General features: G+C 73.1%; 22 protein-coding genes. 11 read left to right on the top strand and 11 right to left on the bottom strand.

Annotated features, from left to right (window positions below):
* Positions 1-108: 108 nt before the first annotated feature.
* Positions 109-336 carry a hypothetical protein gene (locus tag AMK29_RS26505; RefSeq protein WP_073817754.1) on the top strand — a complete coding sequence of 76 codons (228 nt, stop codon included), beginning with the start codon at positions 109-111 and terminating at the stop codon, positions 334-336.
* Here the strand turns inward: AMK29_RS26505 and AMK29_RS26510 are convergent.
* Genes AMK29_RS26510 through AMK29_RS26560 form a run of 11 tightly spaced genes read right to left on the bottom strand, consistent with a single transcriptional unit; the run spans position 327 to position 15,282 of the window.
* The gene (locus AMK29_RS26510) at positions 327-854 is read right to left on the bottom strand and encodes a hypothetical protein (RefSeq protein WP_073817756.1); all 528 of its coding nucleotides are present in this window, start codon (positions 852-854) and stop codon (positions 327-329) included. The genes AMK29_RS26505 and AMK29_RS26510 overlap by 10 nt on opposite strands.
* Complete coding sequence (locus AMK29_RS26515) at positions 851-2,065, bottom strand: cytochrome P450 (RefSeq protein ID WP_073817758.1); 1,215 nt, start codon at positions 2,063-2,065, stop codon at positions 851-853. Before AMK29_RS26515 ends, AMK29_RS26510 begins: the two co-directional genes overlap by 4 nt.
* A 33-nt stretch (positions 2,066-2,098) precedes the next feature.
* Positions 2,099-3,064: a 3-oxoacyl-[acyl-carrier-protein] synthase III C-terminal domain-containing protein gene (locus AMK29_RS26520; RefSeq protein ID WP_073817760.1), complete on the bottom strand. Its 966-nt coding sequence runs from the start codon at positions 3,062-3,064 to the stop codon at positions 2,099-2,101.
* A 2-nt stretch (positions 3,065-3,066) separates the two neighbouring features.
* Positions 3,067-4,002 (bottom strand): 3-oxoacyl-[acyl-carrier-protein] synthase III C-terminal domain-containing protein, encoded by a 936-nt coding sequence (locus tag AMK29_RS26525; RefSeq protein ID WP_073817762.1) that lies wholly within the window; start codon positions 4,000-4,002, stop codon positions 3,067-3,069.
* A complete protein-coding gene (locus AMK29_RS26530; RefSeq protein WP_241845719.1) occupies positions 3,999-5,672 on the bottom strand; it encodes an AMP-binding protein in 1,674 nt (557 codons plus the stop codon). The genes AMK29_RS26525 and AMK29_RS26530 overlap by 4 nt, the downstream gene beginning before the upstream one ends.
* Positions 5,669-6,886: an OsmC family protein gene (locus tag AMK29_RS26535; protein ID WP_073817764.1), complete on the bottom strand. Its 1,218-nt coding sequence runs from the start codon at positions 6,884-6,886 to the stop codon at positions 5,669-5,671. Before AMK29_RS26535 ends, AMK29_RS26530 begins: the two co-directional genes overlap by 4 nt.
* Before the next feature lie 43 nt (positions 6,887-6,929).
* Positions 6,930-8,213, bottom strand: a complete 1,284-nt coding sequence (locus tag AMK29_RS26540) for a trans-sulfuration enzyme family protein (protein WP_073817766.1) — start codon at positions 8,211-8,213, stop codon at positions 6,930-6,932.
* Positions 8,198-9,451 carry a hypothetical protein gene (locus AMK29_RS26545; RefSeq protein ID WP_143202948.1) on the bottom strand — a complete coding sequence of 418 codons (1,254 nt, stop codon included), beginning with the start codon at positions 9,449-9,451 and terminating at the stop codon, positions 8,198-8,200. The genes AMK29_RS26540 and AMK29_RS26545 overlap by 16 nt, the downstream gene beginning before the upstream one ends.
* On the bottom strand, positions 9,448-13,833 hold the full coding sequence (locus AMK29_RS26550; protein ID WP_079197152.1) for a non-ribosomal peptide synthetase: 4,386 nt from the start codon (positions 13,831-13,833) through the stop codon (positions 9,448-9,450). Before AMK29_RS26550 ends, AMK29_RS26545 begins: the two co-directional genes overlap by 4 nt.
* Positions 13,830-14,993, bottom strand: coding sequence for a cytochrome P450 (locus tag AMK29_RS26555; protein WP_073817771.1), 1,164 nt, complete (start codon positions 14,991-14,993; stop codon positions 13,830-13,832). The genes AMK29_RS26550 and AMK29_RS26555 overlap by 4 nt, the downstream gene beginning before the upstream one ends.
* Positions 14,994-15,027: 34 nt before the next feature.
* Positions 15,028-15,282, bottom strand: coding sequence for a phosphopantetheine-binding protein (locus AMK29_RS26560; protein ID WP_073817773.1), 255 nt, complete (start codon positions 15,280-15,282; stop codon positions 15,028-15,030).
* Positions 15,283-15,962: 680 nt separating this feature from the next.
* On the opposite strand from AMK29_RS26560, the gene AMK29_RS26565 reads away from it, so the two are divergent.
* The 10 genes from AMK29_RS26565 to AMK29_RS26610 form a co-directional block, all read left to right on the top strand.
* A complete protein-coding gene (locus AMK29_RS26565) occupies positions 15,963-16,619 on the top strand; it encodes a Phenylacetic acid catabolic protein (RefSeq protein ID WP_073817776.1) in 657 nt (218 codons plus the stop codon).
* 38 nt (positions 16,620-16,657) lie between these two features.
* Complete coding sequence (locus AMK29_RS26570) at positions 16,658-17,779, top strand: radical SAM protein (RefSeq protein ID WP_073817777.1); 1,122 nt, start codon at positions 16,658-16,660, stop codon at positions 17,777-17,779.
* Between the two features lie 101 nt (positions 17,780-17,880).
* A complete protein-coding gene (locus AMK29_RS26575; RefSeq protein ID WP_198942339.1) occupies positions 17,881-18,135 on the top strand; it encodes an acyl carrier protein in 255 nt (84 codons plus the stop codon).
* On the top strand, positions 18,132-19,361 hold the full coding sequence (locus AMK29_RS26580; protein WP_073817780.1) for a beta-ketoacyl-[acyl-carrier-protein] synthase family protein: 1,230 nt from the start codon (positions 18,132-18,134) through the stop codon (positions 19,359-19,361). The genes AMK29_RS26575 and AMK29_RS26580 overlap by 4 nt, the downstream gene beginning before the upstream one ends.
* Complete coding sequence (gene fabI, locus AMK29_RS26585) at positions 19,361-20,185, top strand: enoyl-ACP reductase FabI (RefSeq protein WP_198942340.1); 825 nt, start codon at positions 19,361-19,363, stop codon at positions 20,183-20,185. The genes AMK29_RS26580 and fabI overlap by 1 nt, the downstream gene beginning before the upstream one ends.
* Complete coding sequence (locus tag AMK29_RS26590) at positions 20,182-21,126, top strand: beta-ketoacyl-ACP synthase III (protein WP_073817781.1); 945 nt, start codon at positions 20,182-20,184, stop codon at positions 21,124-21,126. Before fabI ends, AMK29_RS26590 begins: the two co-directional genes overlap by 4 nt.
* Positions 21,123-22,010, top strand: coding sequence for an alpha/beta hydrolase family protein (locus AMK29_RS26595; protein WP_073817784.1), 888 nt, complete (start codon positions 21,123-21,125; stop codon positions 22,008-22,010). Before AMK29_RS26590 ends, AMK29_RS26595 begins: the two co-directional genes overlap by 4 nt.
* Positions 21,968-23,368 carry an MFS transporter gene (locus tag AMK29_RS26600; protein ID WP_073817786.1) on the top strand — a complete coding sequence of 467 codons (1,401 nt, stop codon included), beginning with the start codon at positions 21,968-21,970 and terminating at the stop codon, positions 23,366-23,368. Before AMK29_RS26595 ends, AMK29_RS26600 begins: the two co-directional genes overlap by 43 nt.
* The gene (locus AMK29_RS26605) at positions 23,368-24,051 is read left to right on the top strand and encodes a 4'-phosphopantetheinyl transferase family protein (protein WP_073817789.1); all 684 of its coding nucleotides are present in this window, start codon (positions 23,368-23,370) and stop codon (positions 24,049-24,051) included. The genes AMK29_RS26600 and AMK29_RS26605 overlap by 1 nt, the downstream gene beginning before the upstream one ends.
* Positions 24,048-24,441 (top strand): hypothetical protein (locus tag AMK29_RS26610; protein WP_158071360.1); only part of this gene is annotated, 394 nt, incomplete at its 3' end. The genes AMK29_RS26605 and AMK29_RS26610, both read left to right, overlap by 4 nt.

The raw sequence follows: 24,441 nt of genomic DNA on the forward strand, positions 1-24,441 counted from the left end.
AGAACGGCCTCCGGAGCCGTGCAAGTCCCTTTGTTTTCACATCAGCTGACGCCCGGTCGAACGGGTGGCACGGACCGGTGCCGTGCGGATACGCCATGGGGGAAAGTCATGTCGGAACGTCCCGTGACAGTGATCGGTTTCGTGCCGGCGGCGCTGGCGTCGCTGGCGGAATTCCGGCCCGACCGCTCGGTGATCCTGATCGAGGAGCCGGATGTGGTCCGCAAGCGCGGAGTCCGGGCCGCGGCGGCGGACGCGCCGGTGGTGCGGGAGTTCGGCATGCGCGGGCTCGCACCCGAGCCCGCGGCGGCCGAGGACAAGGCCCCTGCTCACTCCTGATCCGGCGCGGTGCCTTCCGGTGCGGTGCCTTCCGGTGCGGTGCCTTCCGGTGCGGTGCCTTCGGGTCCGGTGCCTTCGGGTCCGGTGCCTTCCGGTCCGGTGCCCTCCGGTGCGTGGACGACGACCCGCGCGTGCGGGGTGTCCGGGCCGAGGACGGTGACGACCAGGGCGGTCCGCCGGGATTCCGCGGCGAGCAGCGCCTCGGCGTAGCGGACGGGGGTGTCGGCGGGGGCGCCGGTGGCCACGGTCAGGCCGATCGGCACGGCGTGGCTCAGTCCCGTCCCCTCGTCGAACGCCCGGATGACGGAGGCGTTGAAGGCCCCGTCGAGGAGGACGTTCCCGCCGGAGGGGTGCTCGTGGTGGGCGGGGAAGGCGTCGGTGGCCACGAGCAGGAGCTCGACGTCGGCCGGCGCGATCCCCGCCCGGGTGAGGGCGTCGGCGGCCGTCGAGGCGGCCTGGGCGAAACGGTCGCCGTCCGGTGTGCCGAGGTCCGCCCGCCCGGGGCCGTCGACGCTCATGCGGGCTGTTCCCGGAAGCCCAGGTCCAGGGTGGCGAACCCGCGCAGCATCGGGTTGAAGATGCGTTCGGGCTCCGGCTCCCGCAGCTCCAGGCCGGGAAGGCGGTCGAGGAGGGTGCGGAACGACACCTGGCCCTCCAGCTCGGCCAGGGCGGCGCCGACGCACACGTGCGGGCCCCAGCCGAAGGCGAGGTGGCCCGTGGGGTTGCGGGTGAGGTCGAAGGTGTCGGGGTCGTCGAACGCCTCGGGGTCGCGGTTCGCGGAGCCGAGCATCAGCACCAGCCCGTCCCCCTCCCGGACCTCGGCGCCGCCGAACTCGAAGTCCTCCCGTGCCACGCGCCGGATGAACTGGAGCGGGCTCTCGAAGCGCATGATCTCCCGTACGGCGCTGGGCATGAGCTCCGGGCGCTCGTCCAGCAGGGCCCGCTGCTCGGGGTACCGCAGCAGCAGCTCGACGCCGTTGGCCACGAGGTTCCGGGTGGTCTCGTGCCCGGCGACGATGATCTGGGTGCAGTTCGCCAGGACCTGCTCGGCCGTCATCCACTCGCCCTCGCTCTCCGCGCTGAGGAGCAGGCTGACCAGGTCGTCGCCGGGGTTCTCCCGCCGCTCGGGGAGCAGCTCGGCGAAGTAGTCCATCATCGAGAGCAGTCCGTCCTGCGCGGCGCGGAACATCTCGACGGTGGGGCGCAGCGAGCCGGCGAAGTTGAGCAGGTCCTCCGACCAGCGGACGAACGCCGGGTAGTCCTCCGGATTCACGCCGAGCATCTCGGCGATCACCTTTGCGGGAAAGGGGTGGGCGTATTCCGTCATGAATTCGGTGCTGCCGCGCTTGACGAAGGCGTCGATCAGGTCGTCACAGACCCGCTGGATCTTGGGTTCCATCGTGGTGATGAGCCGGCGCGTGAATCCCTGCTGCATCAGCTGACGCAACTGGCGGTGCTCGGGCTGGTCGTGCAGGACGATCCACCGGCTGATCGCCTCGTTGAACCGCGCGAATTCGGGCCGGATCTCCTCGGGGAACTGGTTGACGAATCCTCCGGCCTTGCGGGCGGCGGAGAACCGCTCGTCCCGCAGGGCGGTACGGATGTCGGCGTGGTGCGGAAGGAACCAGGTGCGCCCGGTGTTGGCCGAACTCAGGTGCATCCGCCCGGACTCCCGCATCTGCCGGTACACGGGGTAGGGGTCACGGAGGAACTCCGGCGTGATCTCCATCGGTGTGAACTCCTGTCGGTGCGAGGAATCGGTTCAGCGGGCGCGAACCGCGGTGAGGCCCCAGGTGGACGGGCCCGTGGTCAGCATCAGGACGTCGTCCCCGGGTGCGATCCGCCCGCCGCGGTGCAGATCGGCCAGGTCGATGAGGGTGTCGGCGGCGAAGCAGTGCCCGAGACGGGCGATGTTGGCGGTGTACAGACGCTCCGCCGGTACGCCGGCCAGCGTGGCGAACTCCGTGAGGACCGGGCGCGAGTAGTGGTTGGAGAGCATCCAGGCGAAGCCGTCCGTGGGCGTGTCGAGCGCGGCGCGGCAGACGCGGATGCCCTTGACGATCTCCAGGTGCTTGCGCAGCCCCTGCCCCTTGGCGAGCGCCCGCATGGGGGCGCTGGAGTGCTGGACGGTGGGGCCGAGGCGGAAGTCGCCCGGGATCTCCGTGGAGACCAGGCAGGAGGCGGCGCCGTCGCCGTTGACGGTCACCGCGTTGGGCATGGCCCGGTACTCGCCGGGGAGCGGCGGGACGGCGTCGGCGCTGACGCACAGCACCGTGCGGTGGACGCCGGAGGCGACCAGTGCCCGCGCCAGTCGCAGGACGGAGCCGGTGTTGCCGGACTCGGCGAGCCACACGAGGGACAGTTGGGCGTGGCCCAGTCCGTGGGGTTCGAGGACGAGGCGGGCGATCGTGTCGGTCAGCTTCGCCGGATCGCCCGGCGGGGGGTGCCCCTCGCCCCAGTAGCTGCACGTGCCGTAGAGCACGGCGTCGACGCTCCGCGGGTCGGTCCCGGCGACGGCGAGCGTCTCGGCGACGGCCCGGGCGGCGAGCTCGGCCGGTGTCTCCCGGGCGACCGAGCAGTCGGCGAAGCCGTGGGCCCGCAACCGGTCGAGCAGCTCGTCGGGGGTGTCGGGCGGCACCGCGCGTTCGATCGGGAGGGACGCGCCGACGGCGTACCCGAGCCCGCCGAGTCCGACGTCCGGCCCGGCGCGGTGGTGGGAGCTGGTCATCGTCAGGCCTCGCAGCGGATGAAGGAGGTGGCGCTGTAGAGGTAGTTGGCGCCGACGCCGATCGCGAGGAGGGCGTCGCCGTCCGAGGTCTCGCCCCGTTCCGCGAGCTCGCTCAGGGTGATCAGCTGGTCGTACGCGAAGCAGTGGCCGAGGGTGCCGACGCCCTCGGTCGGCACCCGGTCGAAGGGGATGCCGAGGGTGGCGGCGAAGTTGCGGAGCACCGGGCGCGCGTGGTGGGCGAGGACCAGCTTGGCGTACGCCTCGGGGGCCCGTCCGGTGGACTTGGTGAGCCTGCCGACCACGTCCCCGAGGGCGCCGGTGAAGCCGTCGATGTACCGCAGCAGGTCGCGCTGCGGGTGCAGCGCGTGCAGTTCGGGCCGGTAGCAGTGCTCGACGCGCTCGACCAGGTGGCCGTCGGTCCTCTGCCGCGAGAGCAGGCAGGTGACGAGGGTGTCGCTGAAGACGGACACGTCGCCCGGCAGGACCCGTGCGGCGCGCCCGTCGTCGAGGGCGTCGACGCCGAGCAGCAGCACGTTGTCGAGGCCCTGGGTGGCCGCGAGGCCCTGGGCGACGGTGAGGGCCGACGAGAAGTTGGTGCACTGGCCGAGGAACATGCCGAGGGGGAAGGCGTCCCGGATGCCGAACCGGGCGCAGAGTGCGGCGAGGTCGGCGTGGTCGTCGTAGGCGGAGAAGGTGGAGGAGAAGAACAGCACCGCGTCGACGTCGGCGGCCGGGAGGCCGGTGCGGTCGAGGGTCTCCGCGAGGCAGTCCGCGTAGAGGGTGCTGGGCGGTTCCTCGAAGACCGCGTACCGGGTCAGGCCGCCGCGGCGCAGCGCTGCGACGGAGGCGGCGGAGACCGCTCCGTCGTCGGTGAGCCGGTCCAGGTCGTGCCAGTGTCCGTGGCGGCGGCTGAGTCCGCTCAGATGGACGGCCGTCATCTGCCCTCCCAACGTCGTGCCATCTCGTGGCGGTCGGTCTTTCCGTTGCTGGTGAGGGGGATCTCCTCGACGACCCGGAACCTGCTGGGCACCATGTACCGGGGCAGGTGCCGGACGGCGTGCCGGCGCAGCTCGTCGGCCAGGTCCCCGGCCGCGGGCGCGGGGGCGCACGGCCGGACGAAGGCCACGATCGTCCCGCCGCCGCCGGCGCCGTCCCCGTCGTCCTCCCCCGTGACGACGGTGGCCGCGAGGTCCACCGCGGGGTGGCCGAGGAGGCACGCGTCGATCTCCTCCAGCTCGACGCGGTTGCCGCGGATCTTCACCTGGCTGTCCTTGCGGGCGTGGAAGTAGAACTCCCCGTCCTCGTCCCTGGACGCGAGGTCCCCCGAGCGGAACGCGCGGCGCCCCGTGCCCAGGGGGCTCGGCACCAGTGCCGCCGCCGTCGTCCCCGGGTCCTGCCAGTACCCGTCGAAGAGCGCGTCGCCCTCGATGTAGAGCTCGGCGACCTCGCCGGGCCGGTCCGCGGGCGAGCCGTCCTCGCGCACCAGGTACATGCGCATGCCGTCGATGGCGCGGGTGCCGAACGGCACCCGGCCGTCGCGGTGCGGGATCTCCTTGTCGGCGAGGACCTTCCACGCGCAGGCGATGGACTCCGAGTGGCCGAAGCCGTTGACGAGCCGGGCGTGGGGCAGCGCGCGGCGCAGCTCCTGGAGGCCGCGCAGGGGGAAGCCCTCGCCCGCGTACAGCACGGTGTCGAGCGCGGTCTCGGCGAGCAGGTCCGCCGCCCCCGCGTCCAGGACTCCGCGCCAGATCGACGGCACCCCGTTCATCTGGGTCACCTCGTGGCGCTGGAGGTGGCGCACAAGACCCTGCGGCTGCTGGAGGAGCAGGGCCGGTACCTGGACGAGGCAGCCGCCCGCGCCGAGCGCGAGGCCGAGGTCGAGGAGGGAGAAGTCGAACTGGAGCGGCGAGGTGCTGCCCAGGCGGACCCCCGGCCGCACGCCGAACGCGCCGAACCCCTCGTAGAACGAGACGACGGCGCCGTGACTCATGACGATGCCCTTGGGCTCGCCGGTGGAGCCCGACGTGAAGATGACGTACAGCGGGTCGGACGGCAGGGGTTCGTGGCGCTCCCCCGGTGGCCGCTGGGCGCCGGTCAGCTCCAGGTGCCCGTCCGGGGTGAGCGTCCCGACGGCGGTCCCGGGGGTGCCCTCGGGGGCGCGGCCCGGCGGGGTGATGTGGGCACTGGGCGCGGTCCTGCGCACGATGTTGGCCTTGCGTCCGGCCGGCAGGTCGGGCCCGAGCGGCACGAACACGAGCCCCAGGGAGGCCGCCGCGATCTCCAGGGCCACCGCCTCGGGGCACGGGGCGAACTCCAGGGCGATCCGCTCCCCCGCTCGCAGCCCGTGGGCGTGCAGGGCGTCGGCCAGGGCCGCCACGCGGTCGGCGAGCAGGCCGTGGCTCCACACCTGGTCGCGGCAGATCAGCGCGGGCGCGTCCGGCGTGAGCCGCGCAGCCCGCAGCAGATAGGTGTGGAAGAGCCCGGGACCGCCGTCGCGGACACCGAGCGCGGAGGTGCCTTCGCCCACACCGGGCCCGGGGCCGCCGTCGCGCACACCGGGCCCGGGGCCGCCGGGCCCCGTTCCGGCCGCGTCGTGTCCGGTGCTCACTCCGCTTCGGAGGCGGCGGCCTCCGCCGCGCGGGCGGCCTCCTGCTGCTGGCGGGACAGTTCGTCGCGGAAGGCCTCGGCGGCGGCGGAGCTGCTGAGGTACTCGGTGTCCGGCGCGCCGGGGCGGCCCAGTTCGATCGCGATGGTGTTGGGGCGGACGAGCGTGGCGAGGAGGACGGACCGGCCGAGGGCCGTGGTGAGGACCGCGGCGAGGGCGTCCAGGTCGGCGTCGCTGGTGACCTCCAGGTCGAAGCCGAGGTTGTGGAAGCGGCTCGGGACCTCGCGGAGCACGTTCTGCATGCCGCGGATGTCCAGCCGTCCACCGCTGGCGACGTGCAGTTCGTCGACCGGCGTCCCCGTGCGGTCGGTCTCCTCGCGGACGAGGCCGACGAGTTCGCCGCAGACGGCGGAGAGCAGCAGCTCCTGCGGGTTGGGGCCCTTGCCGATGCCGAGCATCTGCTTGGACTGGTCGACGACGAGGACGGAGGCGCCCTCGCGGCGCGTCCCGCCGTGCTCCAGCGAGGTCCGGGCGTGGACCTCGGTGCCGTACTCCCAGCGCAGGTGGACCTCCAGGAGGGCCGGGTCGGCGGCGGGGGCCCCGGCGTCCGGGGCGGCGGCCGGCGCGTACGGCAGCGTCAGCGTCTCCCGGCGGCCGTCGCCGCGGGTGACCAGCGCCCTGAGCGTGAGGTCGGCCTCGTCGAGGAACACCCGGTGGTTCGGGCTGAACGCCGTGACCAGGCGGTTGACCCCCTGGACCACGTCGTCGGAGGCCCCGCACGTGACCGTGCAGCGCCAGGCGAGGCCGAGCAGCCCGGCCCCCGCCGCCGCGTGGCCCGAGGCGTCCAGGGGCAGTTCGGCCCGCGCGGTCAGTTCGATCTCGTCGAGGGCCACTCCGCGCCCGGTGAAGCCGTTGACGTGGGTGATCAGCGCGCAGGCGCCGAGCGCGGTCAGGGCCGACTCGTAGGGGCTGGTGAGCGGGTCGATGCGCCCGGCGGCCGTCACGGCGTCCTGGGGCCGGGTGCGGTGGGAGAGCTGGTCGACGCGGAAGCCGCGGGCCATCCGGACGGAGCCGTGCCGGGCGGTCCGTACGTGGGTCGCGACGCCGTCCCTGGCCGGGTGTCCGGTGACCCGGAAGTCGATCAGCGCCTCCTCGGGCTTCTCCCGGATCTCGTGGATCAGCTCCGACACACCGCTGATGTTCAGTCCGTTGCGCATGCTCTTCTCCTGCTCGCTGTCTCTGCGGGGGTGGGGCGGGTGCTCACAGGCCGGTAAGTGCCTGGTCCAGGTCCGCGATCAGGTCCTCGGCGTCCTCGATGCCGACGGAGAACCGCACGAGTCCCGGCTCGATGCCGACCTCCCGGCGCTGACGCTCGGTCAGGACGCTGTGCGAGGTGTTGAACGGCAGGCTGACCAGGGACTCCACTCCGCCGAGGCTGGTGGCCACCACGGGCACCCGCAGCCGGTCGAGGAGCCGCAGGGCGCCCTCGTCCCCGGACTCGACCTCGAAGCTCACCATCCCGCCCCAGGCGTCGGGGCTGTAGTCGAACAGGTCCTTGTACGGGTAGTCGGCCAGCGAGGGGTGGTGCACGCGGCGCACCGCGGGGTGCTGGGCGAGGAAGGCGGCGACGGCGGCGGCGTTCTCCGCGTGCGCGCGCATCCGGGGTACGAGGGTCTTGAGGCCGCGCTCCAGGAGGAAGCACATCATCGCGTCGAGGGAGCCGCCGAACTTCAGCATCTGGCTCCACAGGCGGTCCACGTACTTGCGCGGTCCGGTGGCCACGCCGGCGGTGACGTCGCTGTGGCCGTTGAGGTACTTCGTACAGCTGTGGATGACGATGTGCGCGCCGTGCTCCAGCGGGCGGGCGTACAGCGGGGTGAGGAAGGTGTTGTCGATGACGAGGAGCAGGTCGAGCTCCTTGGCCAGCCGGCCGAGCTCGACCAGGGGGATCGCCTTGAGCAGCGGGTTCGTCAGGGTCTCGAAGAAGAGCACCTGCGTCTCGTCCCGCACGGCCGCGCGGATCTCCTCGATGTCGGTGGGGTCGACGAAGGTCACGGTGCGGCCGAGCTGGTGCATGTCCTCGCGCAGCAGGTTGTACGTGCCGCCGTAGACGTCGCGGGAGCTGACGATGTGCCCGCCGTGGTTGGTGAGGGCCAGGAGCGCGGTGGTGATGGCCGCCATCCCGGAGGAGAAGAGCAGGGAGCTCTCCCCGTTCTCCAGGGCCGCGATCTTCTCCTGGACCGCCCACTGGTTGGGCGATCCGTACCGGCCGTAGATCGCCACGTCACGGATGTGGCCCTGGTCGAAGGCCTTGTAGGTGTCCTCGGAGAAGACGAAGGTGCTGCTCTGGAAGATCGGGGTGCCGACGGCGCCGGTGACGGGGTCCACGTACGTTCCGGCGTGGACGCTGCGGGTGCTGGGCCCGGTGCCGTCCACGACGGTCTGCTGCGGCAGCCGGGGTCCGGGGACGCGGCCGCGCTCCAGGCTGTTCGTCCACTGGTGCTCCTCGCTGGAGCCCGGAGTGTTGCCTATCGCCCTTGCCATGAGGGTGCCCTTTCGTCGTTCGGTGCTGAGGTCGGTGCGGGGTCCAGTGCCCGGACGATCCGGTCCGCGTCGGTGCCGTGGAAGAGGTTGATCCCGACCCGGCCGACGCCGTCGTCACCGATCCGCGGGTAGCCGAGGCCGAGGGCGTACACCCCGGGGACGGGGCCGCCGTGCCGGGAGAGGACGCGGCAGCCGTCGTCCACGGCCGTGGTGCCGCGCCGGGTGCGGAGCGGGATCCATTCGCCGGACGCCGTGCGCAGGGGAACGTCGGCCGTCCGGTAGCCGGAGGCGTGGACGAGGAGCGCGGAGTCGGCGGTCGCCCGCCTGGCCTCCGCACTGCCGGCGGCGCACAGCCGGACCCGTGGCTCGACGCCGCCGATGACCCGTTCGCACATCTGGCGGCTGCGGCCCCGGAGTCCGCTGAAGCGGTTCACCTTGCCGGTGTCCGGACAGACCGTCAGGGTCTGCCCCGTCAGGGGCCCCTCCGCGCGGGCCCGCTGCATGCTGTCGTACGACAGGGAGAGCGAACGGTGGACGACGGTGATGGCGCCGGCCGTGAGCCGGTGGCCGAGCCGCTCCAGGAGCAGTTCCACCGTCGCGAACCCGCTGTGCGAGGCGCCGACGACGACGATCCGGCCGCCGCCGCGCAGCACCGCGCTCGCCCGGTCGAGCGCCCCGCTGAGCAGCTCGGCGGAGGCGACGACCCGCTCGGGCGGTACGCCGAGGTCACGCGCGGTCCGGTCGGTGTCCTCCCAGCCTCCGGTGGCGAGGACGACGTGGGCCGAGGTCGTCAGTTCCGTGCCGTCCGCGCCGAGGCTCGTCCAGGTGCCGTCGTCGTTGCGGCGGAGTTCGGCGACGCGCGCGCCGAGCCGAACGGCAGTGGGTGAGAGCACGTCCTGTTCGAGGACGTCGGCGATGTCGTTGAGGAACCGGCCCACGAGCCGCAGCGGTACGGCCTGTTCCACGGCCAGGGCGAGTTCCCGGCCCGCGGGCATGCGGAGCGCGCGGCCGAGGACCCCCGTCGGGCACACGCCGTCGGTGAAGTCGCCGGCCCGGGAGTTGGAGTGGATGGCGTACGGGAAGCGGGAGCGCAGCAGCCTTTCCCGGTCCGGTGCGGCGTCCAGGAAGCGGAGTCCGGCGCCGGCGAGCCGGGAGAGGTGTCCGGCCCGGTCCGCCGCGAGCGGGATGCCCAGCGCGGCGGCGCCGAAGCCCACGACCTGACAGTGAGGTACGGTCACCGGCTCCTCACGCTCTCGAGGATCAGCCCGGCCGTGAGTTCGGCCTGTTCCTCGGCGACGATCGCGAAGTGGTCGCCGGGTACCCGTCGGAAGGAGACGGACGCGGGCGCCGGGGTGCCGTGTGCGGTGAGCACGCGGCTGAGCGGGCGGAGGTACCGGCCGGACGCGCCGCCGAGGCCGTGCTCCGACTCCAGCACGTGCGTGCGTACGGCGTCGTCGGGGGTGAACCGGTGTCCGGCGATGGCCTCGCTGTGGGCCCGGTAGAGGGCGAACAGGGTGCGCAGGCTGCCGGAGGTCAGCGAGCCGAGCGCCGGGTGTCCGGCGGTGGCGAGCTCCAGGGCGCGGCCGAGGGCCGCCTCACCGGTGAGCCCGGTGAGGAGCCCGGCGGGTATGTCGGCCCTGCCGCCGGAGAGGTTGTGGAAGAACGAGCTGATCAGCTCGTGCTCTCCGGCCGTGGCGTCGCCGAAGGCCAGCCACGGGTCCAGCATCACCACGTCGGCGCCGGTGCTCCGGTTCTCGCCGGCCGCGAGCAGGCGGGCGGTCTCGTGGGCGACCAGCGACCCGAACGACCAGCCGGCGAGGCGTACCGGGGCGCCGTCGGCGAACAGGGGGCGGAGTTCCGCCGCGTACTCCCGGGCGAGTTCGGCGACGGAGCGCAGGGGCGGGCGTTCGCCGAGGGTGCCGGGGGCGCGCAGGCCCCAGACGGTGTGGTCGCGGGCGAGCCGGGAGAGCAGGGGCCGGTAGCAGAGGACGTCGCCGCCCACCGGGTGGATCAGGACGAGGGGCGGGCCCGAGGCGGCGGAGAGCCGGCTCAGGCAGGGGACGGCGGCGGGCGGTCCGGGGGTGCCGCGACCGGTGGCGGCCGCCTCGGTGAGAAGGGCGGCGAGGCCCGCGGGCGTGGCCGTCTCGTACAGGGCGGTGAGCGGGAGGCGGGTGCCGAGTTCGGCTTCGAGGCGGTTCATCATGCGGGCGGCGGTCAGGGAGTCGCCGCCCTGGTCGAAGAAGTCGGAGTCGGGTGTGGCCGGGCCGAGCAGCTCCGTCCAGAGGCGGAGCACCACGGCGCCGGCCCCGGAGGCCGCCGGGAGGCGCGCGGGGGGTGCGTCGCTCCGGGCTCCGGTGGTCCCGCTCTCGGCGGTGGCCAGCGCGGCCCGGTCGACCTTGCCGTTGTCGGTGAGCGGGAGCCGGGCGTGGAGGCGGTAGGTGCGCGGCACGAGCTGGGGAGGGACGGTCTCCCGCAGGTGCCGCCGGGCGCGGTCCACGAGGTCCTCGCCGTCCGTGCCGGTCGTGGCGACCAGGTGGGCGACGAGTGCGGTGCCGCCGGCCGAGGGCCGGGCCAGGACGATCGCGTCGGCGACGCCGGGGCAGGCGAGGAGGTGCGTCTCGATCTCGCCGAGTTCGACCCGGAAGCCGTTCACCTTGGTCTGCTGGTCCTGGCGGCCGAGGAACTCCAGGGTCCCGTCCGGCCAGTAGCGGCCCCAGTCGCCGGTGCGGTAGAGCCGTTCCCCGGTGCCGGGCCGGGTGAGGAAGGCCCGGGCCGTGGTCTCCGGGGCGTTCAGGTAGCCGTCGGCCAGGCCCCTGCCGCCGATGTACAGCTCGCCGGGGACCCAGTCGGGCCGGTCGGCGAGCTCGTCGTCGAGGACGGCGTAGTGCTGGTTGGTGAGCGGGCGTCCGTACGGTACGGAGGTCCACGCGGCGGGGACTCCCTCGCGGGGTATCTCCTGGACGTTGGACCAGATGGAGGCCTCGGTGGCGCCGCCGAGCGCCAGGCAGCGGGCCCGGGGCGCGACGGTGGCCAGGTCGTCCGTGACGTTCAGCGGTACCCAGTCCCCGCTGAGCAGCACGTGGCGCAGGGAGCCGACCGGGGCGTGGCCGCCGCTGCGGGCGTAGTCGGCGAGGAGGCCGAAGTAGGCGGGGACGCTGTTCCAGAGGGTGGCTTCCAGGTCGGTCGCCAGTCGGTACAGCTCGCCGATCTCGCCCCGGGGCAGGTCGGCGGCGATGACGGCCGCGCCGGCCGCGAGCGCGCCGAAGACGTCGTACACGGAGAGGTCGAAGGTGTACTCGGAGACCATGAGCAGCCGGTCGTCGGGGCCGAGGCCGCACCGCTCGTTCAGGTCCAGGACCGTGTTGGCCGCGCTGTCGTGACGGATCATCACCCCCTTGGGCACGCCGGTGGTGCCCGAGGTGAACAGGACGTACGCCAGGGCCTGCGGGTCCTCGGGCACGGGGAGGGGCTCGCTCCGGCGGTCGGCCGCGGGCCGGTCGAGCGCCGCCGTCAGGTCGACCACCGTGGGGCGTGCCCCGTCGTCGGCGAGGAAGCCGGGGCCGGCGAGCACGGTCCGCAGCCGGGCCCGCTCGATCACCTGCCGGTGGCGCTGTTCGGGCCAGTCCGGGGCGAGCGGGACGTAGGCCCCTCCGTGGTAGAGCACCCCGAGCAGCGCGGCCACCTGCTCCCAGCCCCTCGCGGCCACGACGCCGACGGGCTCCCCCGGGGTGTGCCCTGCGGCGGCGAGCGCGTCGGCCACGGCGCGGGCGTGGGCGTCCAGGCGGCGGTAGGTCACGGTGTGCTCGCCGGTGAGGACGGCGGGCCGGTCGGGATGCTCGGCGAGGCGCTCGCGGAAGAGCCCGTGCAGGGTGGTGGCCGCGCGGGGGCGGCGGGTGTCGTTGGCGGCGCGGCGGGCGGCGGGGCCGCCGGGCGGGGTCAGGTCGAACGTGCTGCGCTTCCAGGCCTCGGGGGAGGAGGAGAGCTCGGTGAGGAGGCCGCGGTAGGCGTGGAACATCTCGTCGACGAGGCCCTCGGGGAAGCGGTCGTCCAGGGTGTCCCAGTTGACGAGGAGTCCGGTGCACAGCTCGAAGGCCTGGTGGTCGAAGGCGACCTGGGGGGTGTGCACCCCACCGTGGAGCCGGCGCCAGCCGAGCCGTTCCAGGAAGACGCCGCCCTGGGTGCCGGGGCCGAGGACGGGGGCGAAGACGACCGCCGCCATCCCGTCCAGGCGGCGGGAGCTGCGGTTGGCCTCGCGGAGGACCTCGACGCCGCTGACGACGCCGTGCTCCAGGCCCTCGTGCAGCCGGTCGCGCAGCTCGGCGGCCCGCTCGGCGAACGTCCCGCCGGGGGTGCGCGGCCCCCGTTCCAGGAGCAGGGTGCTGGAGAAGTTGCCGACCACCCGGTCGACGTGCGGGTGGTACGGGCGCCGCTCGCCGTACATGACGTTCAGGACGAAGTGCTGGTCCTTCGACCAGTGGCCGAGGATGTCGCAGAAGGCCGCGCCGAGCGCGGTCGCCGGGGTGAGTCCCTGCGCGCGCACCAGGGCGCCGAAGCGTTCCCAGGCGTCGGTGGGCAACACGAACGAGCGGCGGGTGACCGGGCCGTCGCCGGTGGTACGGCCGGCGGGGCGCAGGGGCAGGACGGGCGAGGAGGGCAGCGATCCGGCGCGCCTAGTCCAGTACGCGCGGGCGGCCGCGTAGGTCTTCGTGCTCCGCTCGGCCTCCGCGGCTCGGCGGTAGGCGGCGTAGTCGTACTCCAGGGGTGCGAGGGTCCCGCCGTCGAGGAGGGTGCGCAGTTCGTCGGCGAAGACGGTCCCGGACTGTCCGTCGAAGACGAGGAGCCGGCCCCAGACCTGGACGCGGTGGAGCGGGCCGAGGCCGAAGACCCGGAGCCGGAGGTTGGTGCCGGACCCGAGCGGCGGCTGCTCGGCCCGCAGCTCCGAGAGGCTCGCGCGCAGTGTCTGTCCGGCTTCGTCGGGCGTCATGGCGGTGAGGTCCCGGAACTCCACGGGGCAGGCGCCGGCCACCGGCCCGAGGCTCTGGGTGCCGTCGTCGTGGAAGCGGGCGCGGAGCATGCCGTGGCGCTCGGCCAGGACCGTCAGCGCGGAGCGCAGGGCCGCCACGTCGAGCGGGGCGCACTCGTACTCCTCGTGGAAGACGGCGGGGCCGGACAGGGGCAGGCCGCTGTGCTCGCCGACGAGGTACGCCTGCTGGAGTTCACTGAGCGGGAAGCGGTCCGTCTCGGCCGGCGTGCCCGCCGGTGCGTCCCCGGCCTCCGGGGCGTCCACGGCGGTGCCGACGGGCGCGCCCACGAGGGGCGCGTCCACGGCGGGCGCGTCATCGGCGGGCGCGTCATCGGCGGGCGCGGCGGGCGCCGTCTCCAGCCAGCCGAGCAGCCGGCCGAGGGAGTCGTGCTCGAACACCAGGGTGCGGGGTGCGGCGACGCCGAACTCCCGGCCGATCTCCTCGGCGAGGGAGAGCGCGAGCAGTGAGTAGCCGCCGAGTTCGAAGAAGGTACCCGAGGTGTCGCCGTCGGCGTCGATCTCCAGGGCCGCGCACCACAGTTCGGCCAGTCGCCGCGCGCGGTCGACGGCGGCCTCGGGTGCTCCGAGAACAGTCATGACTCTCCTTTGGGTCCCAGCCGCATCCGCAGGGCCTGCGGCCTGCGGAAGGTCGAGCCGGTGATCGGCGGCATCGGGTCGTCCACCGCCCGCAGCCCGGGGAAGCGGGCCAGCAGGGCCCCGATGAAGGCCTCGGCGACGTCGAGCGCGATGTGGGTGCCGAGGCAGGAGTGGGATCCGTGCCCGAAGGTCAGCGAGCCGTGGGTGGACCGGTCCGGCCGGAACTCCTCGGCGTGGTCGAACACCTCGGCGTCCCGGTTGCCGCTGGCGAGCACGAGTTTGAGTGCGCTCCCGGCCGGGATGCGCACCCCGGCCAGGGTGGTGTCCCGGCGGGCGAACCGGACGGTGTCGTGCTGCGGCGGCTCCCAGCGGAGCGTCTCCTTGAGGAAGCTCCGCAGCCGGCCGCTGTCACCGGCCGCCGCGGCCGCGTGCTCGGGGTGACGGGCCAGGCAGTGCAGGGTGTTGGAGATCAGGCCCGTCGAGGTCTCGAAGCCGGCGGCGAGGGTGAGGGTGGCCAGCCCGACCGCCTCCGCCGTGGTGATCTCGCCGTCGCGGACCCAGGTGTGGACCTCTCCGAGCATGGACCGGCGAGGCGCCCCGGTGGACATGAGCCCGACCAGGTACTCCTCCAGCTCCGCGCGCAGGGCGGAGGCGCGGGCGAAGTCCCCGCTGCTGCCGTCCAGATGGCTCACCAGGTACTCCACGGTGTGCAGCAGCCAGTCGTGCCGTTCGGTCGGGATGCCGAGGAAGGTGGCGGTGGCGGTCAGCGGTACGGCGCGTGCCGGGCCGCTCACCATGTCCAGTACGGTTCCCGGGCGCAGCGCGGCCACCGCCGTGCGGGCCCGCTCCTCGGCGGCGGCACGGAAGGCGACGTTGTCGCGCCGGCCGAGCAGGAGTCCGGCGAGGGGGCGGCGCAACCGCGTGTGGCGGGGGCCGTCGAGGTCGAGGAGGGTCTCGCCGAAGACCTGGCGGCTGACCCGGAAGGGGTATTCGACGGTGTAGTCCGGGCCGGTCAGACAGGCTCTGATGTCCCGGTGGCGGAAGACGCAGAACATCCGTATCTCGTCGGACCACCAGACCGGCTGCTCCTCGCGGAAGTGGGCGTACCGGGGCCAGGGGTTCGCGAGGAAGTCCGGGGAGAGAAACGCGATGCTCCTCATGCCGCCCCCTCGTGCGTGGTTCGGTGACGGCCCATCAGTCGGCGATGAAGCTCTCGTAGATGGTGGAGATCGAGGCGAAGGACTCGATCCCGGCATGTTCGAGGTCGACGGGCTCGCCGCGTAGCCGCTCCACGAGGACGATCACTCTCAGGACGCTGAAGGAGTCGAGTACTCCCTGGTCGAAGAGGTTGTCGTCGGCCGTGACGGTGGCCAGGTCGACGTCGAGTTCGAAGGTCGACAGGAAGGTGCGGAACTCCGTGTCGAAGGCGTCGCGGGTGATCGCGTTCATGGCACTCCCAACCGGTCTGCATGCGCCGGCGCGTCGTTTACTAGCGAGTTTTCGGACGAGCCGACTGGCTGAAATAGCTGCGTTTGGCTCAGTTCCGGCGTCCGAACCGGGCTTCACCCTGGCCAAGGGATGACTATCAGTCAAGATCGAATTCTTGGGGTGTGCTGTTTTCGGCTGAACCCCGATGCCTTTCGGCGATCTGATTCATCTCGGCAGATTCTGTCGGCACATTGCCGCAGCCATCGACGGAATTCAGCCCTCCACCTCGCTGAACAGAATATTCCGCCACCTCGGACCGGTTACCGCCGCGTAGCATCCATTCCCTGGACAGCGCGCCACCGCGCCCCTAAAGGGCGCTTTGGGGCGGATCTGGACCTCCTTTAAACGCCCATATGCCCCCTTTCGTTCCCCGCGTTCATATCCCGTTTATACAGCCGAATTACTACGCCGCGTTTGAGACACCACTTGCCAGCCAGTCCCTCGCGACCGAAGGTTGCTGCGTCCTGACAGCAGGCCGGTTCCCGCCGGCGGGCCTTCCAGGACGGTCCTCCAAGTCACGGTCCCGGCATGACGCAGGCGTCATGCCCGGCCGCCTATTCGGACGAGGTGAAAGCACCATGGGCATGTCCCTTTTGGATGGCGAAGCGGTAGTTGTCAGAACTCCGGACGAGTTCCTCGCAATGCCGGAGGAATACCGTGAGATCGCCCTGCGACAGATCATGGTCAACACGGAGGGCGAGCTGTCCGGCGGCGACGACTACATACAGGTCTTCCTGCCGCTGGCCCCCAACGCCGAGGAGCGCCAGGTCTGCGCCGAGCGCGCGGTCGAGGAGTACGACCACTACAAGCTAGGCAAGGCGGTGCTCGCCAACGTCGGTGTCGACACCGGCTACATGGAGACGCAGACGCTGGCCGAGCGGACCATGTTCGCCGACCAGACGCTCCACACCTGTACGACCTGGGCCGAGCGCGGCATCTTCTCGTACATCGGCGAGGAGACCGCCATGGTCATGATCTCCGAGTTCGCGGAGAGCAGCTACAAGCCCTGGGCCGAGGCCGTCCGCACCATCATCCTGGACGAGAAGGTGCACATCGCCCACGGCGCCCGCGTCTGCCGCAACCTCGCGCAGACCGAGGAGGGCCGCGAAGAGCTCCAGCAGGCCCTCGACCGGCTCTGGCCGACGTTCGTGAAGATCTTCGGCAGCCCGCGCTCCGAGCGTGCCCGCCTCGCCGTCAAGTTCGGCCTGCGCAAGACCACCAACGGCGAGGCCTGCGACCTGTGGCGGGAGAAGGTCACCCCCCGCATCCAGAAGCTCGGTCTGACCCTGCCCGAGTGACTGACCATCAGGTCCCCCACGACAGAGGAGCCCACCTCATGGCTACACCCGTGACGATCACGGAGCGTCCGCCGAGCCGCAAAGAGGCCAAGGAACGCACCGCTGCTCTGCTGGCGGACCGCCCGGACCTCGCCGAGCGCCTCCACCGCGTCCGCCGGCTCGGCCGTACCGTCCGCTCCTGCGAGGTCCACCTGACCAACGCGTGCAACATCCGCTGCAAGGGCTGCTGGTACTTCGAGGGCGGCTTCGACACCGCCGTGAGCGAACTGTCGGACGTCGACAAGATCCGCGCCTTCGCCGGCCGGCTCCGGGAGGAGGGCGTCAACCAGGCCACGCTGATCGGCGGCGAGCCCACCCTCGTACCGCGCCGCGTCGAGGCGTTCGTCGGGCAGCTCCCGTACATCACCATCTCGACCAACGGCCTCCGCCCGATGCCCAAGCAGGGTTTCGAGGAGATCGCGATCGCCGTCAGCATCTTCGGCGGCGGCCCGCTCGACGACGACCTGCGGGCGATCCGGGTCAACGGCTCCAAGTTCAGCGGCCTCTTCGACACGGCGCTGTCCCACTACAAGGACGACCCCCGGGTCATGTTCATCTTCGCGCTCTCCGAGGACGGCGTCGGCCACATCGAGCCGACCGTGCGCAAGATCGCCGAGAACGGCAACATCGTCACCTTCAACTTCTACAGCGAGCACGGCACCGAGAACCCGATCCAGATCGCGAACGAGCGGCGGATCCTGGACGAGGCGCTGCGCGTACGGGACCTGTACCCGCACGCCGTGATCAGCCACCCGTACTTCATCAGGACGCTGATCACCGGCACCACCCACTGGGGAGGCCGCTTCGGGTACGACGTCTGCCCCAGCATCAGCGTCGACCTCCCGGCCCACGCCGACCGGCTGGCCAACGGCAACCCGGTGATCCCCGGCTTCAACGCGTGGGGCGCCGACTACGAGACGCTGCAGTTCTGCTGCACCTCCGGCGACTGCAACGGCTGCCGGGACAGCCAGGCCGTCTACAGCTGGCTGATGGTGAACGCCTCGCGCTTCCTGCAGAGCGAACAGCGCCTGGAGGAGTGGCTGGACATCTCCGAGAGCTACTGGCGCCAGTGGCACTGGTCCCCCTTCCACGCGAGCAAGGCCGGCGCGGTCACCCCCTGACCCGGTCCGCCCCACCGCGCGGCCCCACCGGACCAGGCCCCGCTCCGGCCCGGTCCGTACCGCCGCGCGCCCCGCACCGCCCGTTCCCGACGAGGAGACACATGTCCGACGTGATCGACCGCACCGCGATATCCACCTTCGTCACCGACGCCCTCATCGAGCTGGGTGTCGACCGCTCCGACATCGTCCCCGACGCCGCGCTCGACGACCTGGAGGTCGACTCGCTCGACATGGTCGAACTGAGCCAGTCCATCAAGCGGGACCTGGGCATCCCCGTGAAGCCGAAGGACTTCGACGACGTGGAGACCTTCGGGCAGCTGCTGAACGTCTGCTGTACCCGAGCCGGCATCGAATGACCACAGCAGTGATCACCGGCGTCGGTGCGGTCACCCCCCTCGGCGTCGGAGCCGACGTCCTGCACCGGCGGGCGGTGGCCGGGCAGAGCGGGGTGTCCGGCGGCACGGGGTACTGCGAGAGCTTCCGCCCCGGCGATCACCTCACCCGCCAACAGCTGCGCCGCACCGACCGGTTCACGCAACTGACCCTCGTCGCCGCCGAGGAGGCCCTGACGCAGGCGGGCCTGCCGGGCGGCGGCGCGCCGCCGTACCCGCCCGAGCGGATCGCCACCGTCATCGGCTGCGGTCTCGGCGGCACGGCGAGCTTCGAGGCCCAGCAGGAGGTGCTCACCGGGCAGGGCGACGAGTACGTCTCCCCGTTCATGGTGCCGACGATGATGGCGAACGCGGCGGCCGCGCACCTCGCGATGGTCCACGGCTTCACCGGCGAGTCCCTGTGCGTCACCTCGGCGTGCAGCAGCGGCGCCCAGGCCGTCGGCGCCGGGATGCGGCTGCTCGCCGCCGGTGCCGCCGACGCCGTGGTCGTCGGCGGCGCGGAGGCCTCCACCTCGCCGCTGATCGCCGCCGCCTTCCGCAACGCGGGGGCGCTGTCGCCCACGGGCACCTCCGTGCCCTTCGACCGCAACCGCGACGGATTCCTCCTCGGCGAGGGAGCCGGTGTGCTGGTCCTGGAGACGGCCGAGGGCGCCGCCCGGCGCGGCGCGGAGGTCCTGGGGTCGGTCCTCGGCTACGGCGCGACCTCGGACGCCCACCACCTCACCGCCCCCGAGCCCAGCGGCCGGCACGCCGCGACGGCCGTCGTCCGGGCGCTGGCCGCGGCGGGGGCCGCTCCGGAGGACCTCGCCTACATCAACGCCCACGGCACGGGCACCGTGCTCAACGACCAGCTGGAGAGCGAGGCCCTGCGGTCGGCGCTCGGCCCCGCGCTCCCCACCGTCCCGATCTCGTCGAGCAAGGCCGCGATCGGCCATCTCCTCGGCGCGGCGGGAGCGGTGGAGGCCATCGTCACGCTCCAGGCGCTCCGCCACGCCGTCGCGCCGCCCACGGCGGGGCTGCGCGAGCCGGACGAGCGGCTCGGCCCGCTGGACCTGATCCGTACGGCCCGGCGGCTGCCGGCGCCCCGGCCGGGGCGGGGGCTGCTCGGCCTCTCCACCTCGTTCGGGTTCGGCGGCCACAACGCGGCACTCGTGCTCGCCTCCCCGGGCGCGCTGAAAGGCCAGGACTGATGCTCGACTTCGCAGGACGCCGCTATCTGATCACCGGGGTGCTCAACGAGGACTCCATCGCCTGGCACACCGCCGCGGCGCTGCAACAGGCCGGGGCGGAGATCGTGCTGACCGGCTTCGGCCGGTCCCGCCGGATCACCGAGTCGGCGGCCGCCTCGCTGGACACACCGCCCGACGTGCTGGAACTCGACGTCACCCGGCCCGAGGACTTCACCCGCCTCGCCGAGGACCTCGACGGCCGCTGGGGCTCCCTCGACGGTGTCCTGCACGCCGTGGCGGCGGCCCCGCAGAGCGCCGTCAGCGGCAACTTCCTCACCGCCGACGCCGAGAGCGCGGCCTACGCCTTCCACACGAGCGCCTACTCGCTGCACGCGCTGACCACCTCCCTCGCCCCGCTCCTCGGCAAGGGGTCGGGGAGCGTCGTCGGACTCGACTTCGACTCGACGGCCGCCTGGCCCGGATACGACTGGATGGGCGTCAGCAAGGCGGCGCTCGGCGCGGTCTGCCGCTACCTCGCCCTCTATCTGGGCCCGGCCGGCATCCGCGTCAACCTCGTCGCCGCCGGCCCGGTGGAGACCGTGGCCGGACGCGGCATCAGCACCTTCGACCGGATCGCGGACCGCTGGGAGGCCGAGGCGCCGCTCGGCTGGGACCGGGCCGACGTGTCCCGGCTCACCGGACCCGTCCTCTTCCTGCTCTCGGACCTCTCCGCCACCGTGACCGGGGAGATCCTGCACGCCGACGGCGGCATGCACGCCGTCCATCTGGGGAATCCCCCGGCGGCGCCGACAGCCCCCGGGGCGACACAGGAGGCCCGACGATGACCGTCGCCATCACCGGCATCGGTGCCGCGCTGCCCGAACGGGTCGTGCCCAACAGCGACTTCACCCATCTCGACACCTCGGACGCGTGGATCACCAAACGGACCGGCATCAAGGAGCGGCGCTTCCTCCCCGAGGACGGGCACCTCGCCGACCTCGCGCTCGCCGCCTGCCGCGACGCCCTCCGCTCCGCCGGACGGGAACCCGGCGACATCCGTCACCTGGTCGTCGCCACCACCACCCCGGACCGGGTCACCCCCGGGCTCGCGGTCGAGGTGGCCGCCCGGCTCGGACTGCCCCATCCGGCGGCCTTCGACCTGCACGCCGCCTGCGCCGGGTTCGTGTACGCCCTCGACCACGCCACCTCGCTGATCGAGTCGGGGCGCGCCGAGTCCGTCCTCGTCTGCGGGGCCGAGGCCCTCACCCGGATCACCGACCGCGACGACCGTTCCACCGCGGTCCTCCTGGGCGACGGCGCCGGTGCCGTCCTGCTCACCGACGTGCCCGGGGCGCCCGCACCCCGGTTCGTCCTCGGCTCCGACGGGGACCAGATCCCCTCGCTCTACGCGGACCGCCACGACCGGAAGCTGCGGATGGACGGCCGGGAGATCTTCGTCCACGCGGTCGCGAGGATGAGCGAGGCCACCCGTGAGGTCCTCGAACGCCAGGGCCTGACCAGCGACGACCTGGACCTGTTCGTCCCCCACCAGGCGAACGCCCGGATCATCCACGCCGTCGCCAAGGAGATCGGCTTCCCCGAGGAACGGCTCTTCCTCAATGTGCACCGGGTGGCCAACACCTCCTCTGCGTCCATCCCGATCGCGCTCGCGCACGCCCGCGAGGCCGGCCGGATGGACGGCTCGGGACTGCTCGGGGTGGCCGCCTTCGGGGCCGGCATCACCTGGGGCGCCGGGGTGGTCGGCTGGCACCTGGAGGGTGCGTGAAGCAGCCCCGTGTCCCGGTACTCGCCCGCGTCACCGCGCGGGACTCCACGACCTCGACCCTGCGCGCGCTGACCCAGCCCGACCCCACGGCGCCCGTGGTCGTGGTGCTGCCCGCGATGGGGATGACCGCGCGGAACTACGTCCCGCTCGCCAGGGCCCTGCACCGGCGCGGGATGACCGTGGTCACCACCGACCTGCGCGGCCACGGGGAAAGCCGGCCCGCACCCGCGCGCGGGGTCGACTTCGGCTACCGGGAGATCGTCGAGGAGGACATCGGCGCGGTCCTGCGGGAGACGCTCGCCGCCTTCCCCGACGCGCCCGTGCTGCTGCTCGGCCACAGCCTCGGCGGCCAGCTCGGACTGATCCACTGCGGCCTGCGCGAGCCCCGGATCGCCGGCGTGGTGCTCGTCGCCTCCGGCTCCGCCTGGTACCGCTGCTTCGGTCCTCTCGCGGGACCCCGCCGGCTCCTGCTCAGCCAGGTGTACGCGCTGACCGCGGCGCTGATCGGCTACTGGCCGGGCGAGCGGCTCGGCTTCGCCGGACGGGAGTCGGCCCGTCTGATCCGGGACTGGTCCCGGCAGGTGCGTACCGGCCGCTACACGGTTCCCGGCGGGACCGTCGACTACGAACAGGCGCTGCGCCGGGTGACGTTGCCGGTCCTCGCGGTGGACGTCGCGCACGACGACCTCGCGCCGCCCGAGGCCGTCGACCATCTGTGCGCCAAGATGCCGCACGCCGCCCTCACCCGTTGGCACTATGGCCGCGGTGACGCCGAGGGGCGTCCGCTGGACCACTTCCGCTGGATCCGGCACCACCACGGACTGATCGAGAGGATCACCGCATGGGCGTCCCAGGTCGCGGCGGCGCAGCCCTCCGCACGGTAGGCACGGCGGACGGCGGGCGCCCGTCCGGCGCCACGCTCGGCGTCGCGGTCGCCTGTCTGGGCTTCTTCCTCATCATGCTGGACAGCACCGTCGTGAACGTCGCCGCGCCGGTGATCGGCGCGGACGTCGGCGGCGGCATCAGCGGCATGCAGTGGGTCGTCAACGCCTACGTGCTGGTCTTCGCCGCCTCCCTGCTGTCCTCGGGCGCGGTCTCCGACCGGATCGGAGCCGTCCGGGCACTCGGCTGCGGTCTCGCGCTGTTCGGCGCCGCCTCGGTGGCCTGCGCGGCCGCGCCGTCCCTGTCCTGGCTCGTCGCGGCCAGGGCGGCCCAGGGCCTGGGGGCCGCGCTGATCCTGCCGTCCTCGCTGGCCCTGATCCGGCAGTCGGCCGACGACGCCGCGAGCCGGGCCCGCCGGATCACCCTCTGGGCGATGAGCGGCGGTGTCGCCGTCTCCTCGGGGCCCGTCGTCGGCGGCGTCCTGACCAGCGGCCTCGGCTGGCAGGCCGTGTTCTGGATCAACGTGCCGCTGTGCGCGCTCGGTCTGGCGCTGGGCCGGACGCCCGCGTCCGAGCCCCGTCCGGCCCCGCTGGATCTCCCCGGGCAGGCGGCCGCCGTCGTCGGCCTCGCCTCGCTCACGTACGCGATCGTGGAGGACGGACCGCTCAGCCGCTGGGCGCTCGTGGTCTTCGGTCTCGCGGCGGCCGGATTCGTCCTGGCCGAGATCCGCGCGCCGCACCCTGTGGTGCCGCCGGCGCTCGTACGGTCGCCCGCCGCGCTGACGGCGGTGGGCACCGGCTTCGTGATGAACGCCTCCTTCTTCGGCATCGTCTTCGTCTTCACCCTGTACTTCCAGCAGCTCAAGGCGCACGGGCCTCTGGTCACCGGGCTGATGTTCGTCCCGCTGACCGCGCTGACCCTCGTCGGCAACCTCGTCGCGGGGAGGCTGATGACACGCCTCGGCACCTGGCGGATCCTCACGCTCTCCCAGGCGGTCGAGGCGCTGGGGTGCCTGGCGCTGCTGCTCGCCGGGCCCGGAGCTCCGCCGGCCCTGGTGCTGCTGTTCTTCCTGCCGATCGGGCTGGGGGCGGGAGCGACCTCGCCCCCGATGACCAACGCCCTTCTGGACGCGGTCGATCCGGCCCACGCGGGCGCCGCCGGCGGTCTCCTCGGCGTGATGCGCCAGGTGGGCGGGCTGCTCGGGGTGGCGGTGTTCGGCGCCGTGGTCGCCGGCCTCGGCGTCACCTCGGGGACGCGACTCGCGCTGGCGCTGTGTCTGACGATGCTGGCGGTGTCGTCCGCGCTGGCCCTCGTACAGGCGCGACGACACCCGGTGGAGCGGCCCGAGGGGAAGGGCTGATGCTGGAGGGCCTGCTGCCGGCCGGGACCGCCTGCGCCGAGGCGTTCGACGACCTGGAACCGGCACCGCTGTTCCCCGAGGAGGAGGCCCTGGTCGCGGCGGCCAGGGAGGGGCGGCGCCGGGAGTTCGGCACGGCCAGGCTCTGCGCCCGGCGGGCCCTGACCTCCCTGGGGCTGCCCGCCGGCCCGCTGCTCCGGGGGCGGCGCCGGGAGCCGCTGTGGCCGCCGGGCGCGGTCGGGAGCATCACCCACTGCGCCGGGTACCGGGCGGCGGCGGTCGCCCGCGACCGGGACGTCCTGGCCCTCGGCATCGACGCCGAACCGAACGGCCCGCTGCGCCCCGACGTCCTGCCCGTGGTGGCCTTCGGCGGCGAGCGGGAGTGGCTGCGCGCGTACGCGGACCGGTACCCGGGGATCTGCTGGGACCGCCTGCTGTTCAGCGCCAAGGAGTCCGTCTACAAGACGTGGTACCCGCTGATGGGCCGCTGGCTCGGCTTCGACGACGTCGAGGTGACGATGGAGGCGCCGCGGGGCGCCGGCGGCGGGTTCCGTGCCCGTATCGCGAAGTCCACCGCGGGGAGCGCCCTCCCCGGCGAGCTGCACGGCCGGTGGGCGTCCCGGGACGACCTGCTGGTCTCGGCGGTCGCGGTGACGGTCCCGTCCGGCCACCGGGAGGCGGCGTGAACGCAGAGCAGTTGAACGCGCTGCTGTGGGGCCGGTTCCCCGAGCACGCGCCGCACCACACGGTCACCGAGGTCCGCCCGGACGCGCTGACCATGACGGCCGACTCCGCCTTCCTGAGGAAGGGGCCGGGCGGCGGGGTCTCCGGACCCGACCAGCTCCAGCTCGCCGATCTGGCGGGGTACGCGCTGCTCACGTACCGCATGGGCCCGGAGAGTTCCATCCGGCTCAGGTCGGCGCACATGAGCTGCCTGGAGACGCCCCCGCCGGGCGTCCTCACCGCGCGGGCCTCGCTCCTGCGCCACGCCAAGCGCAACGCCGAGGTCCGGATCGACATCGCGGGCGGGGGCGCCGGGCCCGCCGCCACGGCCTCCCTGCTCTTCTCGATCCGCT

It is taken from the genome of Streptomyces sp. CB02261 (assembly GCF_001905665.1).
Classification (GTDB): Bacteria; Actinomycetota; Actinomycetes; order Streptomycetales; family Streptomycetaceae; genus Streptomyces.